At 42.1% G+C, this 17231-nt stretch carries 20 protein-coding genes; 9 read left to right on the forward strand and 11 right to left on the reverse strand.

Features of this window, described 5'->3' with window-relative positions:
- Window positions 1-41: 41 nt before the first annotated feature.
- Window positions 42-1478, reverse strand: coding sequence for a HipA domain-containing protein (locus H5647_RS21130; protein WP_045861679.1), 1437 nt, complete (start codon window positions 1476-1478; stop codon window positions 42-44).
- On the reverse strand, window positions 1475-1969 hold the full coding sequence (locus H5647_RS21135) for a hypothetical protein (RefSeq protein WP_200911685.1): 495 nt from the start codon (window positions 1967-1969) through the stop codon (window positions 1475-1477). Before H5647_RS21135 ends, H5647_RS21130 begins: the two co-directional genes overlap by 4 nt.
- A 189-nt stretch (window positions 1970-2158) precedes the next feature.
- Between H5647_RS21135 and H5647_RS21140 the strand changes: the two genes are divergently transcribed.
- The 3 genes from H5647_RS21140 to H5647_RS21150 all read left to right on the forward strand — a co-directional run bounded on the left by H5647_RS21140 (window position 2159) and on the right by H5647_RS21150 (window position 4174).
- Window positions 2159-2509, forward strand: coding sequence for a helix-turn-helix domain-containing protein (locus tag H5647_RS21140; protein WP_045861681.1), 351 nt, complete (start codon window positions 2159-2161; stop codon window positions 2507-2509).
- A gap of 164 nt (window positions 2510-2673) precedes the next feature.
- On the forward strand, window positions 2674-3513 hold the full coding sequence (locus tag H5647_RS21145) for a hypothetical protein (protein WP_162926465.1): 840 nt from the start codon (window positions 2674-2676) through the stop codon (window positions 3511-3513).
- 1 nt (window position 3514) lies between these two features.
- Complete coding sequence (locus H5647_RS21150) at window positions 3515-4174, forward strand: hypothetical protein (protein WP_045861683.1); 660 nt, start codon at window positions 3515-3517, stop codon at window positions 4172-4174.
- On the opposite strand, the gene H5647_RS21155 is transcribed toward H5647_RS21150, so the two are convergent.
- Together H5647_RS21155 and H5647_RS21160 are read right to left on the reverse strand one after the other, a co-directional pair.
- On the reverse strand, window positions 4162-6219 hold the full coding sequence (locus H5647_RS21155; protein ID WP_082087212.1) for a response regulator: 2058 nt from the start codon (window positions 6217-6219) through the stop codon (window positions 4162-4164). The two genes, H5647_RS21150 and H5647_RS21155, sit on opposite strands and share 13 nt — an antisense overlap.
- Window positions 6216-7100, reverse strand: coding sequence for a hypothetical protein (locus tag H5647_RS21160; RefSeq protein ID WP_045861685.1), 885 nt, complete (start codon window positions 7098-7100; stop codon window positions 6216-6218). Before H5647_RS21160 ends, H5647_RS21155 begins: the two co-directional genes overlap by 4 nt.
- A 327-nt stretch (window positions 7101-7427) precedes the next feature.
- On the opposite strand from H5647_RS21160, the gene H5647_RS21165 reads away from it, so the two are divergent.
- Window positions 7428-8012, forward strand: a complete 585-nt coding sequence (locus tag H5647_RS21165; protein ID WP_045861686.1) for a hypothetical protein — start codon at window positions 7428-7430, stop codon at window positions 8010-8012.
- 223 nt (window positions 8013-8235) lie between these two features.
- Window positions 8236-8670: a winged helix-turn-helix domain-containing protein gene (locus H5647_RS21170; RefSeq protein ID WP_045861687.1), complete on the forward strand. Its 435-nt coding sequence runs from the start codon at window positions 8236-8238 to the stop codon at window positions 8668-8670.
- Here H5647_RS21170 and H5647_RS21175 read toward each other — a convergent pair.
- Complete coding sequence (locus H5647_RS21175; RefSeq protein WP_082087213.1) at window positions 8653-10029, reverse strand: putative bifunctional diguanylate cyclase/phosphodiesterase; 1377 nt, start codon at window positions 10027-10029, stop codon at window positions 8653-8655. The genes H5647_RS21170 and H5647_RS21175 overlap by 18 nt on opposite strands.
- 554 nt (window positions 10030-10583) lie before the next feature.
- Between H5647_RS21175 and H5647_RS21180 the strand changes: the two genes are divergently transcribed.
- From H5647_RS21180 to H5647_RS21195, 4 genes are all read left to right on the forward strand, one after another.
- Window positions 10584-11012, forward strand: a complete 429-nt coding sequence (locus tag H5647_RS21180; protein WP_162926466.1) for a DEAD/DEAH box helicase family protein — start codon at window positions 10584-10586, stop codon at window positions 11010-11012.
- A gap of 32 nt (window positions 11013-11044) precedes the next feature.
- Window positions 11045-11446: a hypothetical protein gene (locus H5647_RS21185; RefSeq protein WP_045861690.1), complete on the forward strand. Its 402-nt coding sequence runs from the start codon at window positions 11045-11047 to the stop codon at window positions 11444-11446.
- 140 nt (window positions 11447-11586) lie between these two features.
- Window positions 11587-12873, forward strand: a complete 1287-nt coding sequence (locus tag H5647_RS21190; RefSeq protein WP_052692297.1) for a site-specific integrase — start codon at window positions 11587-11589, stop codon at window positions 12871-12873.
- 334 nt (window positions 12874-13207) lie between these two features.
- Window positions 13208-14272 (forward strand): hypothetical protein, encoded by a 1065-nt coding sequence (locus tag H5647_RS21195; protein ID WP_045861691.1) that lies wholly within the window; start codon window positions 13208-13210, stop codon window positions 14270-14272.
- A gap of 194 nt (window positions 14273-14466) precedes the next feature.
- On the opposite strand, the gene H5647_RS21200 is transcribed toward H5647_RS21195, so the two are convergent.
- The 6 genes from H5647_RS21200 to H5647_RS21225 form a co-directional block, all read right to left on the reverse strand.
- A complete protein-coding gene (locus tag H5647_RS21200) occupies window positions 14467-14673 on the reverse strand; it encodes a hypothetical protein (RefSeq protein ID WP_045861692.1) in 207 nt (68 codons plus the stop codon).
- Window positions 14674-14700: 27 nt separating this feature from the next.
- Window positions 14701-14910: a hypothetical protein gene (locus tag H5647_RS21205; RefSeq protein ID WP_045861693.1), complete on the reverse strand. Its 210-nt coding sequence runs from the start codon at window positions 14908-14910 to the stop codon at window positions 14701-14703.
- A gap of 75 nt (window positions 14911-14985) precedes the next feature.
- A complete protein-coding gene (locus tag H5647_RS21210) occupies window positions 14986-15729 on the reverse strand; it encodes an ATP-grasp domain-containing protein (protein WP_045861694.1) in 744 nt (247 codons plus the stop codon).
- 33 nt (window positions 15730-15762) lie between these two features.
- Window positions 15763-16080, reverse strand: coding sequence for a hypothetical protein (locus tag H5647_RS21215; RefSeq protein WP_045861695.1), 318 nt, complete (start codon window positions 16078-16080; stop codon window positions 15763-15765).
- Between the two features lie 10 nt (window positions 16081-16090).
- Window positions 16091-16744 carry a hypothetical protein gene (locus tag H5647_RS21220; RefSeq protein ID WP_045861696.1) on the reverse strand — a complete coding sequence of 218 codons (654 nt, stop codon included), beginning with the start codon at window positions 16742-16744 and terminating at the stop codon, window positions 16091-16093.
- Window positions 16745-16833: 89 nt separating this feature from the next.
- Window positions 16834-17130: a hypothetical protein gene (locus H5647_RS21225; protein ID WP_045861697.1), complete on the reverse strand. Its 297-nt coding sequence runs from the start codon at window positions 17128-17130 to the stop codon at window positions 16834-16836.
- Between the last annotated feature and the right edge of the window lie 101 nt (window positions 17131-17231).

The raw sequence follows: 17231 nt of genomic DNA on the forward strand, positions 1-17231 counted from the left end.
AGAAATCGTTTTTCCTCCAAAAAGGTCGATATTACCATAAGTTAACCTAGTCTAGGACCTTTGTGGTTAGGGGCCTCAATTCCATCATCAAAGGAAACTGTAGGTAGTGCTTGGCCATCCGATATGGCATGTTGAACAGTCTCGTTTTGACTGATGCGTTGGTGTAATGATGCAACTTCCTTAATTTTGACGGATTCCCTAACAGTACTTTTGTCATCCTCGCTTAAATTATGTATAGACATTGTTCTTTCTAAATTGGTCAAGGCGCCCAGGACTGGCGATGAAAGCGCAAGTGATTTAAGTGCATCAAACCCCATCGTTTTACCGACAGTCACCACAAACTTTTCATCGAATCGAAGTAGATTCCCCGTCATGACTCCATCGCCAAAACCACATTCGAATTGCACATCGGCATAAGGATTAGGAAGATTATGAAAAGATGGGCTTAGCCTCCACTTACCGTTTCCTTGGTCGTACATTTCAATATTTTCAAGTCCATTGTTCGTATGATTCGTTGCTGCGGATAATATCGCCCGGCGAAACAACTCTTCTTTATCTGTAACTGGGTCGGCACTGAATTTATCAATTGCGTAACAGATGTGACCGTAATTAGGCCGCTGAACGTTACCTAGTTTCGGGTCGTCAGCCAGGAGCGTTTTAAATGAAATTCGATTGTATTTCATGATAATTCGATTTGGATTGGAATCCTCTTCGAGCTTCTCGAATCGTTCCGTGCGAGCGTAGTTGTATGAGAATAAAACCTCTTCCCCGCAATCCAGTGGGACCACTCTATTTTCACAAGTGTTAATAGAGGCGTCCTTCTCCACTGAGGTAAAGGTAGCTCCAATTCGTGCATCGTTGTAATAACTCGTTGTATTCAGCTTGGCAACAAACCGGCGGGCTATGCCGTCCACTTCGTCTTCATAGTCCACTTTAGGTTTTGGGCCTCTGAATGAGCACAGCGCTCCCTGAAGTTGTGGGGTAATAATACTTGTCCTTTCTCCTCGTTGAAATTCACGGATCGCTTCTACTAGGCGACTTAGCTCTCCTAAATCTCTGATGGGCTCATTGTGCTGAGAGTTTTGAGGATTCAGTTGTGGTGCACCGAAATCTCCATGAGCAAAAGTCATGACATAAAGTTTTTCAGCTTCAGTGAGCGTTTCCCATCGTTTATCAACTTCACTTAGTAGTTGCTGGCCAAACTCACCAGGAAGGAAACTTGCAAAATAATGATGAACTCGCCCATCCCTTTCTTTGATAGGAAATCGACCGTGATCAATTTGTGGATCAAGATGCGCAGGGTCAACCGCGGCCCAGCCGGCATTCACATATCCGCGATCATAAACAAATCCAACAAAACCAATTTTTTGTGAAGGATCATTGTCGTAGACAAGGGTGCCAACCGGCAGATAGTCCTGAATGTCGTTTTCCCACATAGAAAGACGAATGAATAATTTTCGGTTGTCATGACCAGTCATCGATTCTTCTCCTGCTCAGATCGAGCCTGTAATTTTTCAGCAGATTTTGCCATTGCCTTTTCAATGTCCGGAGCTAGCTCTTCTTCGACCAAAAACAAATATCGCAAGCTTCCTGAGTGACCTCGATCAAGAACTCTAATAATGTCGGGTAGAGCACCCATCTCATTTAGATAGGCAGCAAAAACACCGAAAGTTACACTTATGTCTCCTCTTTCGGCTCGGCTGATTCTATTTCTATCTACTGGCTGTCCAAAGTATTGCGACAAAACGGTTTTGCCGAAGTTGCTGGTACTGCGCTGATCCCTCGGCAAGCTCCTTCTGTATCGAGCGAGAACTTCACCAAAATAGCTAAGAAAATTCTTGGGGTGCCGTTCGTGTGGAAGAGGATCCTCTCCGAAGATATTCCGCTGAAGGAAACTGTCTAGGTCAAGATCGTTTTCAGAGTCATCGTTCATAGCAAAACCCGATTCTATTGGACACAATGGTGTCATCTATTTATTTGGCAAGATATATAATTGGTTTTGAGGGGAGGTTAATGCAATAAAAAAAGAGCAAAAAGTGGAGATTTCTAGCGAGGAGTGCATGTTGCTTTATATATGATGCAGTTCAACAGCAGGTATAGATGTTTTTTCTTTATAGTTATCTTGATTCTAAAGTAAACCACTGGGATGGAGATAGTTATGATCGATAATCAGAAAAGCTGTACGGTTGCCGATGTCAATGCGCGGCATTTTTTACGTTGCGAATTGGTCCTAGCGGCCATAGAGATGTCAGAAAAGCCCACGCTTGAGCATATAGTGGAGAAGTGCCATTTGCCTGAAAGAACAGTGCATGCAATTTTCAAGAGGCTGGCTGATCAACATAGAGTTTCCATCGTGCGCGTTAATGGGCGTAGGCATGGTTACTATAGGATCGCGGACTGGGGCAACCTTGATCGCCTGCGTGTTGTTGATCATATTACAGGGCTTGGCCAAGGTACCCTTGGTGAGAGGGTGTCCACGGGGGTGGCGCCGGAAATCGTATTTGTATGACAGAAGAGTGACAAATAACGTCAGTTTGAAATATCTAGAGCTGATAATAGGCTAAAAATACGGTCAAGCAACTGAAATATAGGGGGAAATGGCATACTATGTTTTAAAGACATTCAAAGGGTGCGCACCAAATGAAAGATGTAGCAACCGAGCTTTATAGAGCTGTGATATCGGTCAAATCCAGCGGAGAGAAGTTAGGCGGTAAAAATGATACAAAAGACAGCCTGCTAGAGTTGGAATTTGGGGGGGAGACAAGGCAGCTACTCAAGGTGCTTGCTGATACATTTGTACAGTCCGAGGAGCATTTTGCTTCTAACCTACTACACCACGCGTTAGCTGAAACACTTAAGATCCTACCTGATATTTTGCCTTCTGATGAATTTGAATCGCTGGAACAACGAATAATAGGTACTTTAGGTATGTCCTCCTATTTGTCGTTGCGACCGATTTTTGGCTACACGCAAGGATTACGAATCCCAAACTTCGGCGAGATTACTACTAAGAACAGCATTGTTCTGGGTAATTGGGGTTGTCTAGAGAGGAATATCAATATCACAGACCCATTTACTGGGAATGAACTTTATTCGTATAGCCTAGATAATAAGCCTTCGATTAGTATTGATGGGACAACTTTGCAGTGGGCTGAGACCAATGTTAAGCCTGTATATCTAAGCCCGGTCAATAGTGGAAGCTTAGTCAATGATATAGAAAATGCAGACATTCTTAGAGTGGGCGAGAGTGGCTACTTCTATAGAGAGGATGAATACGTCGATGCATTAAGCTTCAAGCCTTACAGTAATTACAATCGTGAGTTGATCCAAGATGCTCGGTTCACGGATTTGTTCAATGTTCGAGGCATGGAGAATGGAGAGCCATTGGTTGAGCCTAAGTCAAAGCTGTACAGTTCAGCGTCACAAACTGAGGACGGTAGCTGGTACGTGGGGGCTATGAGAGTCGTTGGATACTCCTCTAGTGAAGTTATTATTAACCCAGCGGAACAGTGAGATGAATAGAAGATTCAAGAAGTGCTATTCAAACTCTTTCCAGGCTAAGGTTATTGGTAGTCTTAAAGAAAACTCAAATCTTAGAAAAGAAACTGAAGCCTACGTTTTACCAGTATCGAATGATGAAGCTAGGGTGGCTGAAATCTTTGCGGACACTTTGGGGGTGGATGCCTCTACGTTGGTTGAAACCTTAATGGCCGCCGAGCTTGCTAGGATGCTTAGGTTGAAGCGCAAAGGAGCTACCTTTAGTGAGATGAATGGGTTTTATAATGAAGTAATTGAAATACAAGCTGCGCAAAAGTCTGAGATTGATAAGCTGGTTGCAAATTATTTACCAATTGATCTGGACGAACTACAAAACTCGAATCTAGTTAAGTATGCGAAAAAGAACTTAGGACTTAGAGTAAATAATTATAGGCCATATAGGTTAGCTAATTTCGACGGGAAGCCCGTTATCGAAATGATTTTCTATATAGATCAATCGAGAGAAAGAAAATATTCTCAAGCATGGCTTGGAATAAAAGGAGCGCCAATAAAAAGCCTTACTTTTAGCAAGGTTAGTTATTTAAATGAATTTGTTCACCAGGTTTCTATTTTTGCAAACCTGTTTGATCTGGAATTTTGTCATGTTGGGAGCCGAGGTCTTCGTTACGAACGATAGGCTTTAGCTTGAATGCGGCCAATGCGGTCGATGATAAACTTGAATGTCGCGTTGGTGTAGGGTTTTGTAAGAAACTCGTCAAACCCTGCTTCAAAGCACCGCTCCCGGTTTCTTGTGGATGGTTCGGCTGTTAGTGCAAATATAGGAATATGACCGCTATCTCCATCAGTCTCCCATTTTCTAATTGTTTTGGTAAATTCAAACCCGTTCATGGTGGGCATAAAACAATCTACAACTAAAGCATCAAAGTGATGTGAGTTGTATTTCTCTATGCCTTCTTTTCCATCTTTGGCTAAAATTAACTCAATACCAGAGAGCTGGCAGTATTGCTGGAATACCAAACGGTTTATAGCTGAATCTTCGACATATAGTAGCGTGAGTGGTTTTTCTACTTGGGCTATCTCCTCCTTGGATACAACTTCCGATGCTGAAGTAAGTGGGAGCGATATATTGAATGAAAATTCTGATCCTTCGCCTAAGGACGTTTCTTCAAGTTTGAGTGATCCCATTAGCCGAATTGATATTTTTTGAGCGATTGTCAATCCCGTACCTAAGCCAGCGTATTTCTTATTTACCGGATCCTCACCAATATGAAAGAGTTTGAATATTGAATCTCGTTCATGCTCACTAATACCAACGCCGGTGTCTCTCACGATAATTGAAATATTCGCGGCAGAGCCGGTAGTAGTAATATCACATAGTACTGATATTCTTCCACTCTCTGTAAATCGCACAGCGTTGTCAACCAGAGCATTGACGACTTGACTAATCCTAACCCAGTCGCCTTTTACGTACAGTGTGGAGTCAGAGTTTATTCCGTTGATTTTATAAGAGTAGTGCAAGCCTTTCGCCGTAACATGGTTATGGTGTGACTTAAGGAGTACATCAATGCAGTCGTAAAGAACAAATCCAGAGATTCTAAGAGGGAATTCTTGATACATATCCTGGATGGATGCGAGCAAGTCATCAACCATCACCGTTAACTCTTTGGAATATTTTTTGGAGAAATCAAGGCTTTTAATACTCTCCTTTAAATCAGCGCGAATCTCTGTCAATGCTTGATATTGTTCTGGTGTGGCTCCCTTATTTAATTTCATTAAGCGTGTTTGCGCCGTCAGAATAAACTGCTCAACTAGGTCTACACCGGAAACGACGCCAACCAGCGGCTGCCTCATTTCGTGACTAACATTGGCAACAAATATGTCTTTTTGAGCGTTTGCTTTATCGGCTTCTTCACGCGCTTCTGTGGCAATATGAACCTGCTTTTCCAGCTCCTGGGCTCGATGTTCAAGGGTGGTGTTGGCCATGCTTATTTGTCGTCTTTGATCAATAACCGTGGTGGCAACCCGTTTTAAAGCTTGTTTAACTCGAGTGAACTCATCTGAGCCAATATCCTCCTCCTTAATCCAGCCAAGGTTTTCTCGTTCGAAATCCAAAATGTTTTCTAGTATCTTCCCAAGAGGACCGCTAAATGACTGATAGAGAGCGTAGTAGAGCGGGGAGCAAATTAATATTGTTATGAGAAGTAGAAGTGAGTCGCCGATTGCTGCTTGCCAAGAGATTCCCTCAGTACTATCAACATCGATTATGACCTTTAGTTTCCCTATAAATTCGGGGCGGCCTTTGTCAACTCCTTCGTTAAAGTCGAGTTCGTCGAAATCAGGGACTACCGCAGCATGAAAAATATCTCTCTCAAATACGGTCGTACGTATAGTTGGTTCAAGATCCCCTGCGCTTGCGAATAGCGTACTGTCAACGTCATAAACAGCGATTCCTGCGACAGCGGTTTCGTCAACAAGTGTTTTGAGTACTTCGCCTAAATCTTCTTTGAGTCCACGGTTTAAAAATTGTGCCGAAGTTTTCCCGATTGCACTTTCAACTACAATCCGCAGCTCACCAACACGCGCCTTGGACAGCCCTTGCATATGCGAAAAAGAGAGTGCCGTTGAAAAGAGGTAGTAAATCACTCCCGGAACTAGAAACATCAAAAGCAATCTTCCTTTGATGGATATACGCTGTCTTAGTAGCTTAATTAGGGTCTTCATGGGCGAGCCCTTTCCTTCATAAGCGCGCGCACTTTTTGATGAGCCGCGTCCTCATCAAGACCAATTATGTCAAGAGAGCGGAGTACGTATTTGTTAAGCGAGACTTGGAAAGATTGAGTAAAGTCCGGTGCTGCCAAAGATTTGTTACTGTCAACATTCCGTGATTGTTGGTATATAGATTCTGCGATGTCCGCGAGTGACGAATAGGTTGTGGCAGCACCTCCGTTCTTTACGATGCCTCTACTGTACCCAATGGTTCCTTGGCGGTTAATGTCATAACTAGACAGCAGTACTTTTTCTAAAGGGACAGCGTCGAATAGGTGTGGGTCTTTAATGAGAAAAAGAATGCGATTCGAGCGTGTAAGTTCTATGAAGTTTTCAGTGGAGTTTATCTTGTTGAGGTCTACAATTTTTAAATTTACATGATACGCATCAGCTGCCGCTATAAAGTCTTGGAGGTAGTGTTCGGACGCTGGCGACTGAACTAGTACCCCTTTAGCTTGAAGTCCAAATATGGCTTTTGCGAGTGCGACTTGCTTGGCAGGATCGGGATCCGAGTAGATTGCTGAAATTGAGCGCTTGGTAGGCTTTGCTTCGGTGATAATTGACTCAAAAGAGCGTTTAGATACGAGTACTGCTATTACCGGGGAGTTACCGGAGCCGCTAAGAACTTCGCTGAGGGCTTCAGGCCCTATTGCGATAAGCAAATTTGAATCACCAGACATTGAGGCAGCGGCTTTGCTGGAAATAGATTCTATGCCTTTTAGGAGCTTTTTTTCCGTCTGGGACTTTAAAGAGTTAGCTGCTTGGTTGGCGTTGGGGCTAAAATCGTGCGGAATGGCAAAGTACACGTCTACCGCCCAAGAAAGGGGTGAACACATACAAAGCAGTGCCAAGACTAGCATTCGAGCTAGATGGCGTAGAAAAAATCTTCTCAAAACCACTGAGAAGATGCCGCTGATCTTCAATTTGTCTAACCACTTGATTTATAAGTCAATAAATGTGCGTTTAAAAACAATTATATACTCCATGCATCAGCAGGGATTAGTAGTTTGTTCATCCGATGTAGAAAATTGTTAGCTCACGTAGAAAATATATTATAATGTAGCACATTAGGGTGATTACGTGGATAACGATTGCATAAACAAATGCAGATCATACGTCATCATCGGCGCCGAAGATGTAACTGGCCAAACTAGGGTGATTAAATGAATAACAACGTCGTTCGCATGGACGCGCTTAAGCAAGAGTTTAAATCCTCCCCATCCGTTGAAATCACTGAGATTCACGCTGGGTTTTCACGTCGCTTTAACTTGATGATTGATTTAAGCGATATCGATGCGCCTTCTCTCAATGATGGCAGAGTAGGCTTTGCAGCAGAGCTATTAGGCGCCAGTCGTCCAGCAGTGACAGACTGGCTCACGAAGAACAAACCCCCGAAAGAGACCTCATTATTCGAGGTGGTTCGATGCTTTTTGAAGCATATCGACTCGGGTGAAGATATTTTGCCTGCTAGAGTGGTTTCTTGGCTTCGGTATGGTGATGAGGTATCACCGTGCCCTTTTGGGGTAGAGTATGAGGAAGAGGACAATCAAGAAATGATGCCGCTGGCAGCTAGTATCATTGCGGAAGAGGCTAAAGAGCTTGGATTTGGAGCCTCTAGCTATGATTTAGAGGCTGTGCTGAACCTGGTAGTTAAAACATTGGTGGATTTTGAGATACAGGAAAAAGTTGGAATAAAAGAGGTTCATAGGAAGATTGTTCAGCAACATATACGTACTCATTCAAGGTAACACCTCAGTAAAATGTATTGATTGTCAGAAACTGGCACCTAATACATTTAGTTAGGTTTAAAATCAACTAAACCATAAATTCCCTGTTGACTCCTCCCAACGTGCGGCTAGAATGTCTCTCAATGTAGAAAAAACCTTCACAGGAAGAAAAAATCTACACTCCTGCTGAAGAGGGCTTTTAATGGCTCGCTTCAGTCTTTAGATAAGCCAGAGGTATGGAAATATGACAACAGAGGTTGAATCTATGAGCAAACCACAAATGGCGGCAAGAGATGATAATAGAAAATTAGCGCTTTTAGTTGCAATTAACCGTATCCCAAAACCGAAGGAAAGCGACATCATTGCAGCTACTGGGCTTCCTAAGCGATGTATCTACGCTATGATCGATGCTCTGGGAAAAATGAACGTTGTCATTGAGCGAGCTAATGGACGTCGTTATGGATATTTTAAAATTGCTGACGGAGGAGTGTACGATCTCGAAAGAGCCCCAGAGGTACTTAAGCAAAATTATCCAAATATCTTTACTCAAATTGAAGATCTTGCGGTAAAAAAGGAGAGTGGGGCAACTGATCCGAGAGATGCCTCAAATGTAACTCCTATTAGTTGTTCTTACAGCCCGTCAGCTATAAGCGCAGAGGGATTACTGAGAGCGAAGTAGCTTGGATTGGTTTAGGTAGCCTGCAACTCTAGTAAAGTCCTCGAGCATCGAAGATAGTGCGAGTGATCTCGGCTTCGGTTTTCCTAGCAGGTAGCCTTGAACCAGTGGGCAGCTAAGATCTTGTAACTTGTGTAACGTGTCGACATTCTCTACGCCTTCGGCAATTACCCCAATACCCAATTTTGCAGCTAAATTTATTATGGCTTCGATAATTATTTCAGTACGCTTGTGATTTATATTGCCTGTTAATAGGTGGTCTAATTTTATATGGCTCACTGGGAAGCTGGAAAGATAGGCTAAAGAAGAGTTACCGGTGCCAAAATCATCAATCCCCACGCTCAATCCTAATTTCCGAAAATTCTCAATCTGATGAGCTGCAACTTTTGCATTCTTCATTATGCTGGTTTCTGTTACTTCAATTTCAAGTAGATTTGAAGGTATGTCGAATTCATAAAGCAATGCGCGAATATCGAGTAACAGTGTTGGATCCATTAGGTCCAGAGCAGATATATTAACCGCTACTGGCAGCTTGATATTCAGTTTCGAATTCTCCGATATCTCAAGCATGGTTTTTCGGAGTATTACCCTAGTAAGCTGAGTGATTAGCTTTGTTTTTTCAGCTAATGGAATAAATTCTCCTGGGGCGATATTTCCAAGCGCATCATGATTCCACCGGCATAGCGCTTCAAAACCAACAATACTACCAGTTCGTACAGAATATTTAGGCTGAAAATGCATTTGAATGTTTTGCCCTTCAGAAGATAACGGCTGCGTTAATATTGTGGACATGCCAGATAAAAGCAGATTGTGACGTTTTGATATCTCATCAAGGGCTGGGGAGTACGCCTTAAAAGATCTTTGAGATTCTTTTGCCGAATGAGCGGATAACATTGCGAGCCTGATTAACTCCTCAATGGAGCTAGAATCTTTAGGTAAAATCGAGGCACCTATGCTCGTTTTTACTGTTAACGAACGATTATGAATCGTAAATTGAGCGGAAAACTTCGATGCTATTTGTATAGGTATCTTAGAAGCGACTGCACGATCATGTGCCGGCAACACCAATAGAAATCCATCAGCCTCACAACTAAAAATAAGGCCCGTCTGTGTTAAAGATATAGATTCCAATACTTCTAGAAGATGTTTAGTAAAATCTTTGATGTGGCTGATGGGAAGTAGGGTGTTTATTGGTGTAGATGTAGACACTTTGATGTAGAAAAATATCATAGATGTCCCTTCGCGTGTAGCTGAAATAAGAGCTTCTATATCAGAATTCATGTGTCTGCAGGCGTCTAGTGATAGAGATTCTCGATCTGAATATTTATCTATATTAATTGTCTCTGCGGATTGTATGGACATCTTTGTACCCTGTATGTGCCTTTAATTATCTACATTCAATAGATAACATGGATAGAGTGTCAATTGATATCTATTGAAAAACAACACTTTCTCGTTAACATGTAAGTGTGATGCATGTAGGGGGCACAACTAGATCGGTCCGTGAAAAGATGCGTGAAATACCATTTGATGAAACGACAAATGAGAAGCTGAGACTCATGTTCTGACACCATAGTTTGGCCGTGATTTGACACCATACATTGGCCAAATTTCGCATTACTTCTTTGGCCGCGCAAGGGCGGTAGTTTTTAGCTATTTCTTTTGCATAAAAACTACAGGAGGTGTGGAGGAACTATTGAACAACAAAAGTGGCATGTGAATATGGCCAACTTAAGTGTACTAATACACCATACATTGGCCAAAGCGGCCAAACTATGGTGCCAACAACACTCAGGGTTCATGTTTGAGATAACACCAGTCGGGGAGTAAAATGGGCACATTTATTCAATTAATATATGGCCGAGAATCTACCTCGAAAAGATTGGCAGCCATCGACCGCTTATGGGGAATACATTTTGATTTTATTTAATGCTGATAAAGGTTCTGAAGTAAGTTCTCGATCCGTTTTAAAACACCTTGGATCTCAGCTAGCGGCTGCTAGACGTATAGAGAGTATGTTCTCTGCTCAGGAGCTTAGAATGTATAGAGACGACGGGGCGTTTACTGTATGCAACTGTTATGGCGTACCAAAGAGAACTGAATCATTGGATAAATCGTTAGCGCTGTTTAGTGAGTTTGCTAAGGTCTACACAATTAAGAAGTACGATGTTTCGATTTCTGCACCGTTAAAGCTTTTAGATTGTTGGGACGATGATCCCATCGGGAGTGGTGGGATGGAGATATTTAAAGGCAATGAAAATTTAACATGCAAACAACTGGAAGAGCTCAAGGCCATTTTTCTCCGTTTGACGGGATTATCTACCCCGATACCGTTCATAGACTAATACCACTAAAGAAAATCAAAGAGTTGTCACGTTTGGGTAAATCAAATGAAATATTTAGGTCTGAGCTATCCAAGAGGAAGCGGCGCTTAATTGCTCTTGATACTTACAGTAAGGATGAAATGTATCATGAGGTGATTTGGGTTGACTTAACATTAAGGGTCCGCCTTTGGGCGATTGATAACGGCTTTGATGCGTTTGTTTATAAGAATACTAGCGAGGGAAATGGAGAGGATAGTTTTGTCACACTCCAGTCTAAACAGACTTCAGAACCTGTAGAGGAACTTGTTTTTGATAGAGAAAAATATCTGGATATAGTGGGCCCAATCTTCCCAGAATATGTAAGCCGCATATCTAGAGGCCCAAGCGGGAGTGAAATGCAGACGGTTCCTCATGTGTTTTGGGCGGGACAGGACCCAGTGAGCTTTTGGCGATGATGCTGTTTGAAGATTAGTTAAATATCAAATGGCAGGCCTCCAACATTTCGGTGAAATAGCACCTTATTACCAATAGTGTCTACTATTGGTAATAAGGTGCTATAATTTGGAGGTACTCACTTTTAAATATTTGGTGCCATATGCCTCCGCGCTTTGAAGCAATACCTTTATTTGACTCATACAAACAATTCTATGCCCTAGAGCGCAGCAAGCTATTCTCTGATGACATTCCCGCTGTCCAAGAATATGTAGTTACGATGACCGAGAGCGTCCCCGCGGCCACGGATGATTACCGTCAGGTGAGAGATTTCCTTTGGAGTAAGTGCCGGCGGTCGGAAGCGACATTCAATGCTTTCAGGAGTGAGTCTGAACGATTTTTACTCTGGGCGTGGAGTGTTCATGGCAAATCAATAGCCTTGATGAAAAAGCGTGATATAGAAGCCTATATAGATTTTGTTGCTAACCCTCCAAAAAGTTGGATTGGCTCTCAGGTTTGTCGCCGATTTCTTTTATCGAATGGCAATAAAATCCCTGCCAAGAACTGGAGGCCTTTTGTTGCTAAACGCAGTAAAGCAGAAAGAAAGGAGTTGCTAAAAACCTCACCAGGTACAGATATCAGGCCAGACATTAGTGATTACGGTTTGGCTCAGAAGTCCTTTAAAGAAGTTTTTTCTAATCTTAGCGTTCTGTATAACCACTTGGTTGAGGAGGATTATGCCTTCGGTAATGTTATTTCCGCCGTTAAAAAATCATCGCCCCACTTGATTGTTGATGTGACAAATGATTCGGTAAAGCGTTTATCCGCTTTGCAGTGGGAGTATGTGCTGGAGTCAACGCGTGAAAAAGCTGACGAAAACTCGATTTGGGAAAGGCAGTTATTCATTATTGCGGCAATGAAAAGTTTGTATTTGCGCGTTAGCGAGCTGTCGTATCGGTCCAAGTGGACTCCAAAAATGGGTGATTTCTATCGTGATAATGATGATTGGTGGTTCACTGCCTTCGGGAAAGGAAACAAAAAGCGAAAAGTTAGTGTGCCCGTAGATTTTCTTGATTATTTGAGGCGGTACCGCTTAAGTCGAGGGCTGGATGGCTTGCCAGCAGTTGGTGAATCAACCCCCCTACTTCAGCCGATTCGAAAGCATAACCCGGGGCTTCAAGCTCGTGCGATTACGATTCTGGCCCAGGAGGCTTTCGATTTAGCCAGTGAGAAGATGGCTAAAGATGGATTTGAGGATGATGCGAAGGTACTGCTTGCCGCTTCTACACACTGGCTTCGTCACACAGGAGCGTCGATGGATGTGGATAGCAGAGCACTTAAAGATTTATCGGCTGACTTAGGGCATGGCAAGCTAAGTACGACTGATAAAGAATATGTGCATGCGGATGATAGAGAGCGTGCGGCATCCGGCAAAACGCGGAAAGTATAGAATTATTATTCCTAGCATGGGAAATCATGAATAATACGGTTAGGGAGTGTGTGTTTTCTTATGCTCTATATTAATGCGTTGCTAGATTATGAGATCTAAAACAGCATCCCTTCACTTCACGTGAAGCTTAAAATCCTCATCAGACTAGTCCAAAACACCGTTTATTTTAGATCACTTAGTCACTATATTGGGTGTAGGTCTCTCACGCCCGCTAAAGCGCTCCGATATTCGGTATGGTAAAGATGGGAATGTACTTCAAATTTAGTGTTTCTAAATCAAACCGGAACGGCTAACGCGCTAACCTTATGTTCCGCTTGAATTAGGAGCGTTCAGTATGTCCCTCAATAACATTTACACTGGTGGAATTCTTCGGGTTGTAGACAAAGCAACGTCGCTTGGTGTGACCTTTCCATATGAAATTTGGAACCCCGGGCTTACCCCCATTTCGCCTCTAGATTGTACGAATGCACGTTTATATAAAACGAAAATCGGTCAAGCCATCATGGATCATATTGAAGATCCAAGTGTTCGGTACGTACTTCGAATGATCCAAAGTAAAACAAGCCCTCCTGATTGGCACCACATTGTATATTTTGGTGAAAATCATATTGTTTGTCCTGAAGATGACGTTGAGTGTGTACGCTCTCTTGATAAGGCTATATTGCGTGTCGAAGAACTGTTTGAGAGGGAAGATAGATACGAATTTGACAAAGTTCACACTGAGAATGGTATCTACTATCGTGAAGCGAATAAAGACGTTGCTTTGATATCAAAAATACACTTCCAAGACCAGGCTGATGATAGCGAACTCGCCAAAGCCATTAAAATCTTAAGGAAAGGATCCACGGGTATATCTAAGCTTGAGCTCCACAGTATATTTTCGAATTACTTCCGCTGCCCAACAAACCAAAGCCTCATTGACGACAAGCCAACATATGCGCGCGGTAACTACATCCCCTACCCATCGTTGAATAACCAGGCGCACGCAATGAAAAATGCGCTCTCCTCGCTCGACCTTAAAGTATCACTTGGTCATGCACAGGAGCTTATAGCCTCGTTTTATAACTTTGCAAGCTGGAATCATATAGTTGCTCTGGAAAATAAATGTTCAACCCCTGTGGATCCAGTTGTCATCTCAGATTACAGGGCGGCACCAACAAACCATCATTTTTATTCATGCATGACAAGCGCTATGCCCGCCTTCAGAAAACTAGTAAACACGGATTATTCAATAGGTGTTTCAGTGAATGGGACTTACAATAAAATAGACATTAGACAGTCGCTGGAATTAGGTTACGACATCTATGAGAATATCCATAATGATGGAATTCGCTGTTTTACCGTACCCCAATTAGATAGGTATGAAATTGATGATTGGACTAACAGAGTAGGACTGTAATAGGCGTAGAGGTGTACTCTACGTTGCTTATTGCGGGATAATACTAGTCAATCTCCATCCACAGATTATCATAATCTGCTTGGCATCCGGAGTGACCTATTGACCATCAATGATTACACTGCCACCGGAAACGGTGATATTACGCCCATTTGTAATAATACTTGTTCCGTTGACACTATTCATTGTTTACTTTCCTATGTATTTAGTCGTACTTTTTCAATCGCTTCAGCTTTGCTTAAAGCAGAAATTTTTGTTCTCTCAAAATCACTCAAGAACAAGAGCGCCAGAGTAACGAACAATCCCTTACCCTCAAGATAAATCGTGTCGCCGTGTCCTACCGCTGGAAGACCAGCTCGAACATTTCCCGCTTTCCATTGTTTTTCTATATAATTAAATAACATTTCAATTTTCCGTCCTATTTCAACACACTATTTTGAAAGAGCTTTGCGCCCAACATCAGTTAATCTTAATAAGGGGCCTTCATCAGGGTCAGTCTCAGAATCACCATCAATATATATCAGACCTCTATCCATTAAAGCCTTTATAGTGCGATCTCCATAAAAGTAATATTCGATACCCTGTTCAATATATTTGAGTTTTCGTAGCATTGTTTTGCTAACCCGTGCGTATTGAGCCACTTTCCAACCTCCTACATTCCGTGAAACCTGCTCGTTCAACCTTTTTGTTCCCACGTTGTAAAGTTTTAGTTTCCGTTATATTGTTGATAGCAATTGAGCCCATCTAGCAAAAATCATATCTGTATAATCTGAGCTGGAAATGTCATTGTATGCTCCAATCGCAAAACCATCATTCATTTCGACCAATGCTGTCTCGCCAGAATCCAATACACCAAAGTCAATAGCGTAACCGGCGTATGATTGCCCTGATGAATCTAATGAATCAATTGCCTTTTGGATCACGTCAATGGAAGGTGCAGTTGATACATCACCCTCGTAGTGCTCGATTGCTCTAATTGATGATTCGACAACGTAAACTCGGAATTCGCTTACAAAATTAACTAGTCCAGCTAACCACACATCCAGTTTTCTAGAAACGCCTCCTAGATAATATAAATCTTGCTCCGTTTCAAACACTCTACCTGTAAATTTCTTTTGAGTGCTCGCAGGTTTTGAAAAAATAGAATTCCCGTCGCGAAGAAGTGACTCTAAATCAATTATCCGGCCTATTTTAGCAATTCTAAACATTAACGATTCTAAAGACGAAGGATAAGATTCAGCATTCGGTATGACTATACCGAGCTGCTTCATAGCTCCGTACATAACGTCTACGTCACCTACAATCAACGACTCTTTATCTAGAGATAAGCTTCTCCTGAGTATTTGTTTTTTACCAATACCTTCATAAGGGATATTCCTTTTATCAAGCTCAGCAATGACTAGAGATTCTTCTACTCCATACGTGCCATTGTTCTGTTGAATATAGGCCCTAGAGAACATTAATTGTACTCAATGTAAGCATGTTACTTTCCTTTAAGATTTTGATGGTACGGATCGAGCTTTAGCCCAAAGCTTCTGAAGCTCTTCAGAAGGTTGCCTACCCATCATGACGGGTGCTCCATCTACATAAACAGCGTCGTCACCTGCCCAGCCTGGTGCTTTTTCTAGCTCGCTCACATCCATATTTTCTAGCTGCTCGACTCGACTAATTTCATCTTCGAATGAAATAGCTGTAATAGTTGTATCTTTGTAAGCTGAACGCTCACCCTTGAAAGCTGCTGTAAGTTCTAACGGTAGCGCTGCACCGTCTTCATACTCAAAAACTACTGTCATATACTTTGTTTCTGGCATCTTTAGTTTCCTATCTGTTTTCTTCTAGTATCGACAAAATAATTTTTTTCAGCGTTTCTGCATACTTGTTATCAGGGTCTTTATCAATCAAAAATACTATCCTTTCCGAAAATTGACCCCCGATAGGTTTTAGCGCATCGGAATAATTATTTTCTGAGTGTAATGTTTGACGCCGCCGCCCATCAGGGGAAATAAGAATTAAATCTGCACCACCTGATTCATTTTGGCGCAATAAAACTGACTCTATTCCTTGGTCAATTGTTGCTGACGCCAATCTTGCATCAAGTTCGCTTTTGTAAACAGGAGGAGCGATGTAGATTTCTGATTGCGACAATTTCACTGCAGTAGAGCAACTGCTTAAATCAAATCCGGCAACGAAATCTTTGGAATCGACTTCTCTTGAAATGCTTAAACACTCGGCCTTGCTTTTATTCGAGAGACAACGAATGGCTTCTTCATATCCAGTGTTATAAGCATTCAATTGCTTTTCAGCTCTACATGCCATACTCGCCGTCTGCTCAGCCATTTTAGCAACATATTCATTTGGCACCTGGGCTTGTAATGACAAAGCTGGGAGCAGACTTAATACACAAACGGAACCAATAAACAACCTTTTCATAAGACTCAGCGCTGGCAGCTCGACCGATGAACAATTATTCAACATGATTATTCTCCTACGTGTTAGTTTTAATTTTGTAAATAAAAGTAACATCATTGGTTTTGTGTGCAACTTGGATAGAAACCATCTTTCCTTTAAGACTTTGATGGTGCTGATCGAGCCTTCGCCAGAAGCTTTTCAAGCTCAGGTGACGGCCTATCAATTACATGAATAGCCGTTCCGTCTTCTGCATACACAATGTCTTCTGTATTAGGCAAAACACTGTCTTCCATTTTCTCTGCGCGACTAATTTCATCTTCGAGAGAGATGGCCGTGATTCGTGTATCTTCAAACATCATTGATTCAGATTTAAATGCTTCCGTTAGTTTTTTTGGAAGCAGTGCACCTTCGTCATACTCAAAAACGGCAGTTATGTATCGTTTTTCAGGCATTATATATTTCCTTCAAGTATCTTGTACATCGATTCTGGATAGATAAGATCGCCATTTTATAATAAATAGAACATAGAAAACTAAGCCAAATGCGACGAGTA

Source organism: Teredinibacter purpureus, from assembly GCF_014217335.1.
Lineage (GTDB): Bacteria > Pseudomonadota > Gammaproteobacteria > Pseudomonadales > Cellvibrionaceae > Teredinibacter > Teredinibacter purpureus.

What these genes read in the sequence shown, in the direction of transcription:
- H5647_RS21130 (WP_045861679.1), bottom strand. Translation starts at nt 1,478, where the DNA reads ATGACTGGTCATGACAACCGAAAATTATTCATTCGTCTTTCTATGTGG.
- H5647_RS21135 (WP_200911685.1), bottom strand. Translation starts at nt 1,969, where the DNA reads ATGACACCATTGTGTCCAATAGAATCGGGTTTTGCTATGAACGATGAC.
- H5647_RS21140 (WP_045861681.1), top strand. Translation starts at nt 2,159, where the DNA reads ATGATCGATAATCAGAAAAGCTGTACGGTTGCCGATGTCAATGCGCGG.
- H5647_RS21150 (WP_045861683.1), top strand. Translation starts at nt 3,515, where the DNA reads ATGAATAGAAGATTCAAGAAGTGCTATTCAAACTCTTTCCAGGCTAAG.
- H5647_RS21155 (WP_082087212.1), bottom strand. Translation starts at nt 6,219, where the DNA reads ATGAAGACCCTAATTAAGCTACTAAGACAGCGTATATCCATCAAAGGA.
- H5647_RS21160 (WP_045861685.1), bottom strand. Translation starts at nt 7,100, where the DNA reads ATGTGTTCACCCCTTTCTTGGGCGGTAGACGTGTACTTTGCCATTCCG.
- H5647_RS21165 (WP_045861686.1), top strand. Translation starts at nt 7,428, where the DNA reads ATGAATAACAACGTCGTTCGCATGGACGCGCTTAAGCAAGAGTTTAAA.
- H5647_RS21170 (WP_045861687.1), top strand. Translation starts at nt 8,236, where the DNA reads ATGACAACAGAGGTTGAATCTATGAGCAAACCACAAATGGCGGCAAGA.
- H5647_RS21175 (WP_082087213.1), bottom strand. Translation starts at nt 10,029, where the DNA reads ATGTCCATACAATCCGCAGAGACAATTAATATAGATAAATATTCAGAT.
- H5647_RS21190 (WP_052692297.1), top strand. Translation starts at nt 11,587, where the DNA reads ATGCCTCCGCGCTTTGAAGCAATACCTTTATTTGACTCATACAAACAA.
- H5647_RS21195 (WP_045861691.1), top strand. Translation starts at nt 13,208, where the DNA reads ATGTCCCTCAATAACATTTACACTGGTGGAATTCTTCGGGTTGTAGAC.
- H5647_RS21200 (WP_045861692.1), bottom strand. Translation starts at nt 14,673, where the DNA reads ATGTTATTTAATTATATAGAAAAACAATGGAAAGCGGGAAATGTTCGA.
- H5647_RS21210 (WP_045861694.1), bottom strand. Translation starts at nt 15,729, where the DNA reads ATGTTCTCTAGGGCCTATATTCAACAGAACAATGGCACGTATGGAGTA.
- H5647_RS21215 (WP_045861695.1), bottom strand. Translation starts at nt 16,080, where the DNA reads ATGCCAGAAACAAAGTATATGACAGTAGTTTTTGAGTATGAAGACGGT.
- H5647_RS21220 (WP_045861696.1), bottom strand. Translation starts at nt 16,744, where the DNA reads ATGTTGAATAATTGTTCATCGGTCGAGCTGCCAGCGCTGAGTCTTATG.
- H5647_RS21225 (WP_045861697.1), bottom strand. Translation starts at nt 17,130, where the DNA reads ATGCCTGAAAAACGATACATAACTGCCGTTTTTGAGTATGACGAAGGT.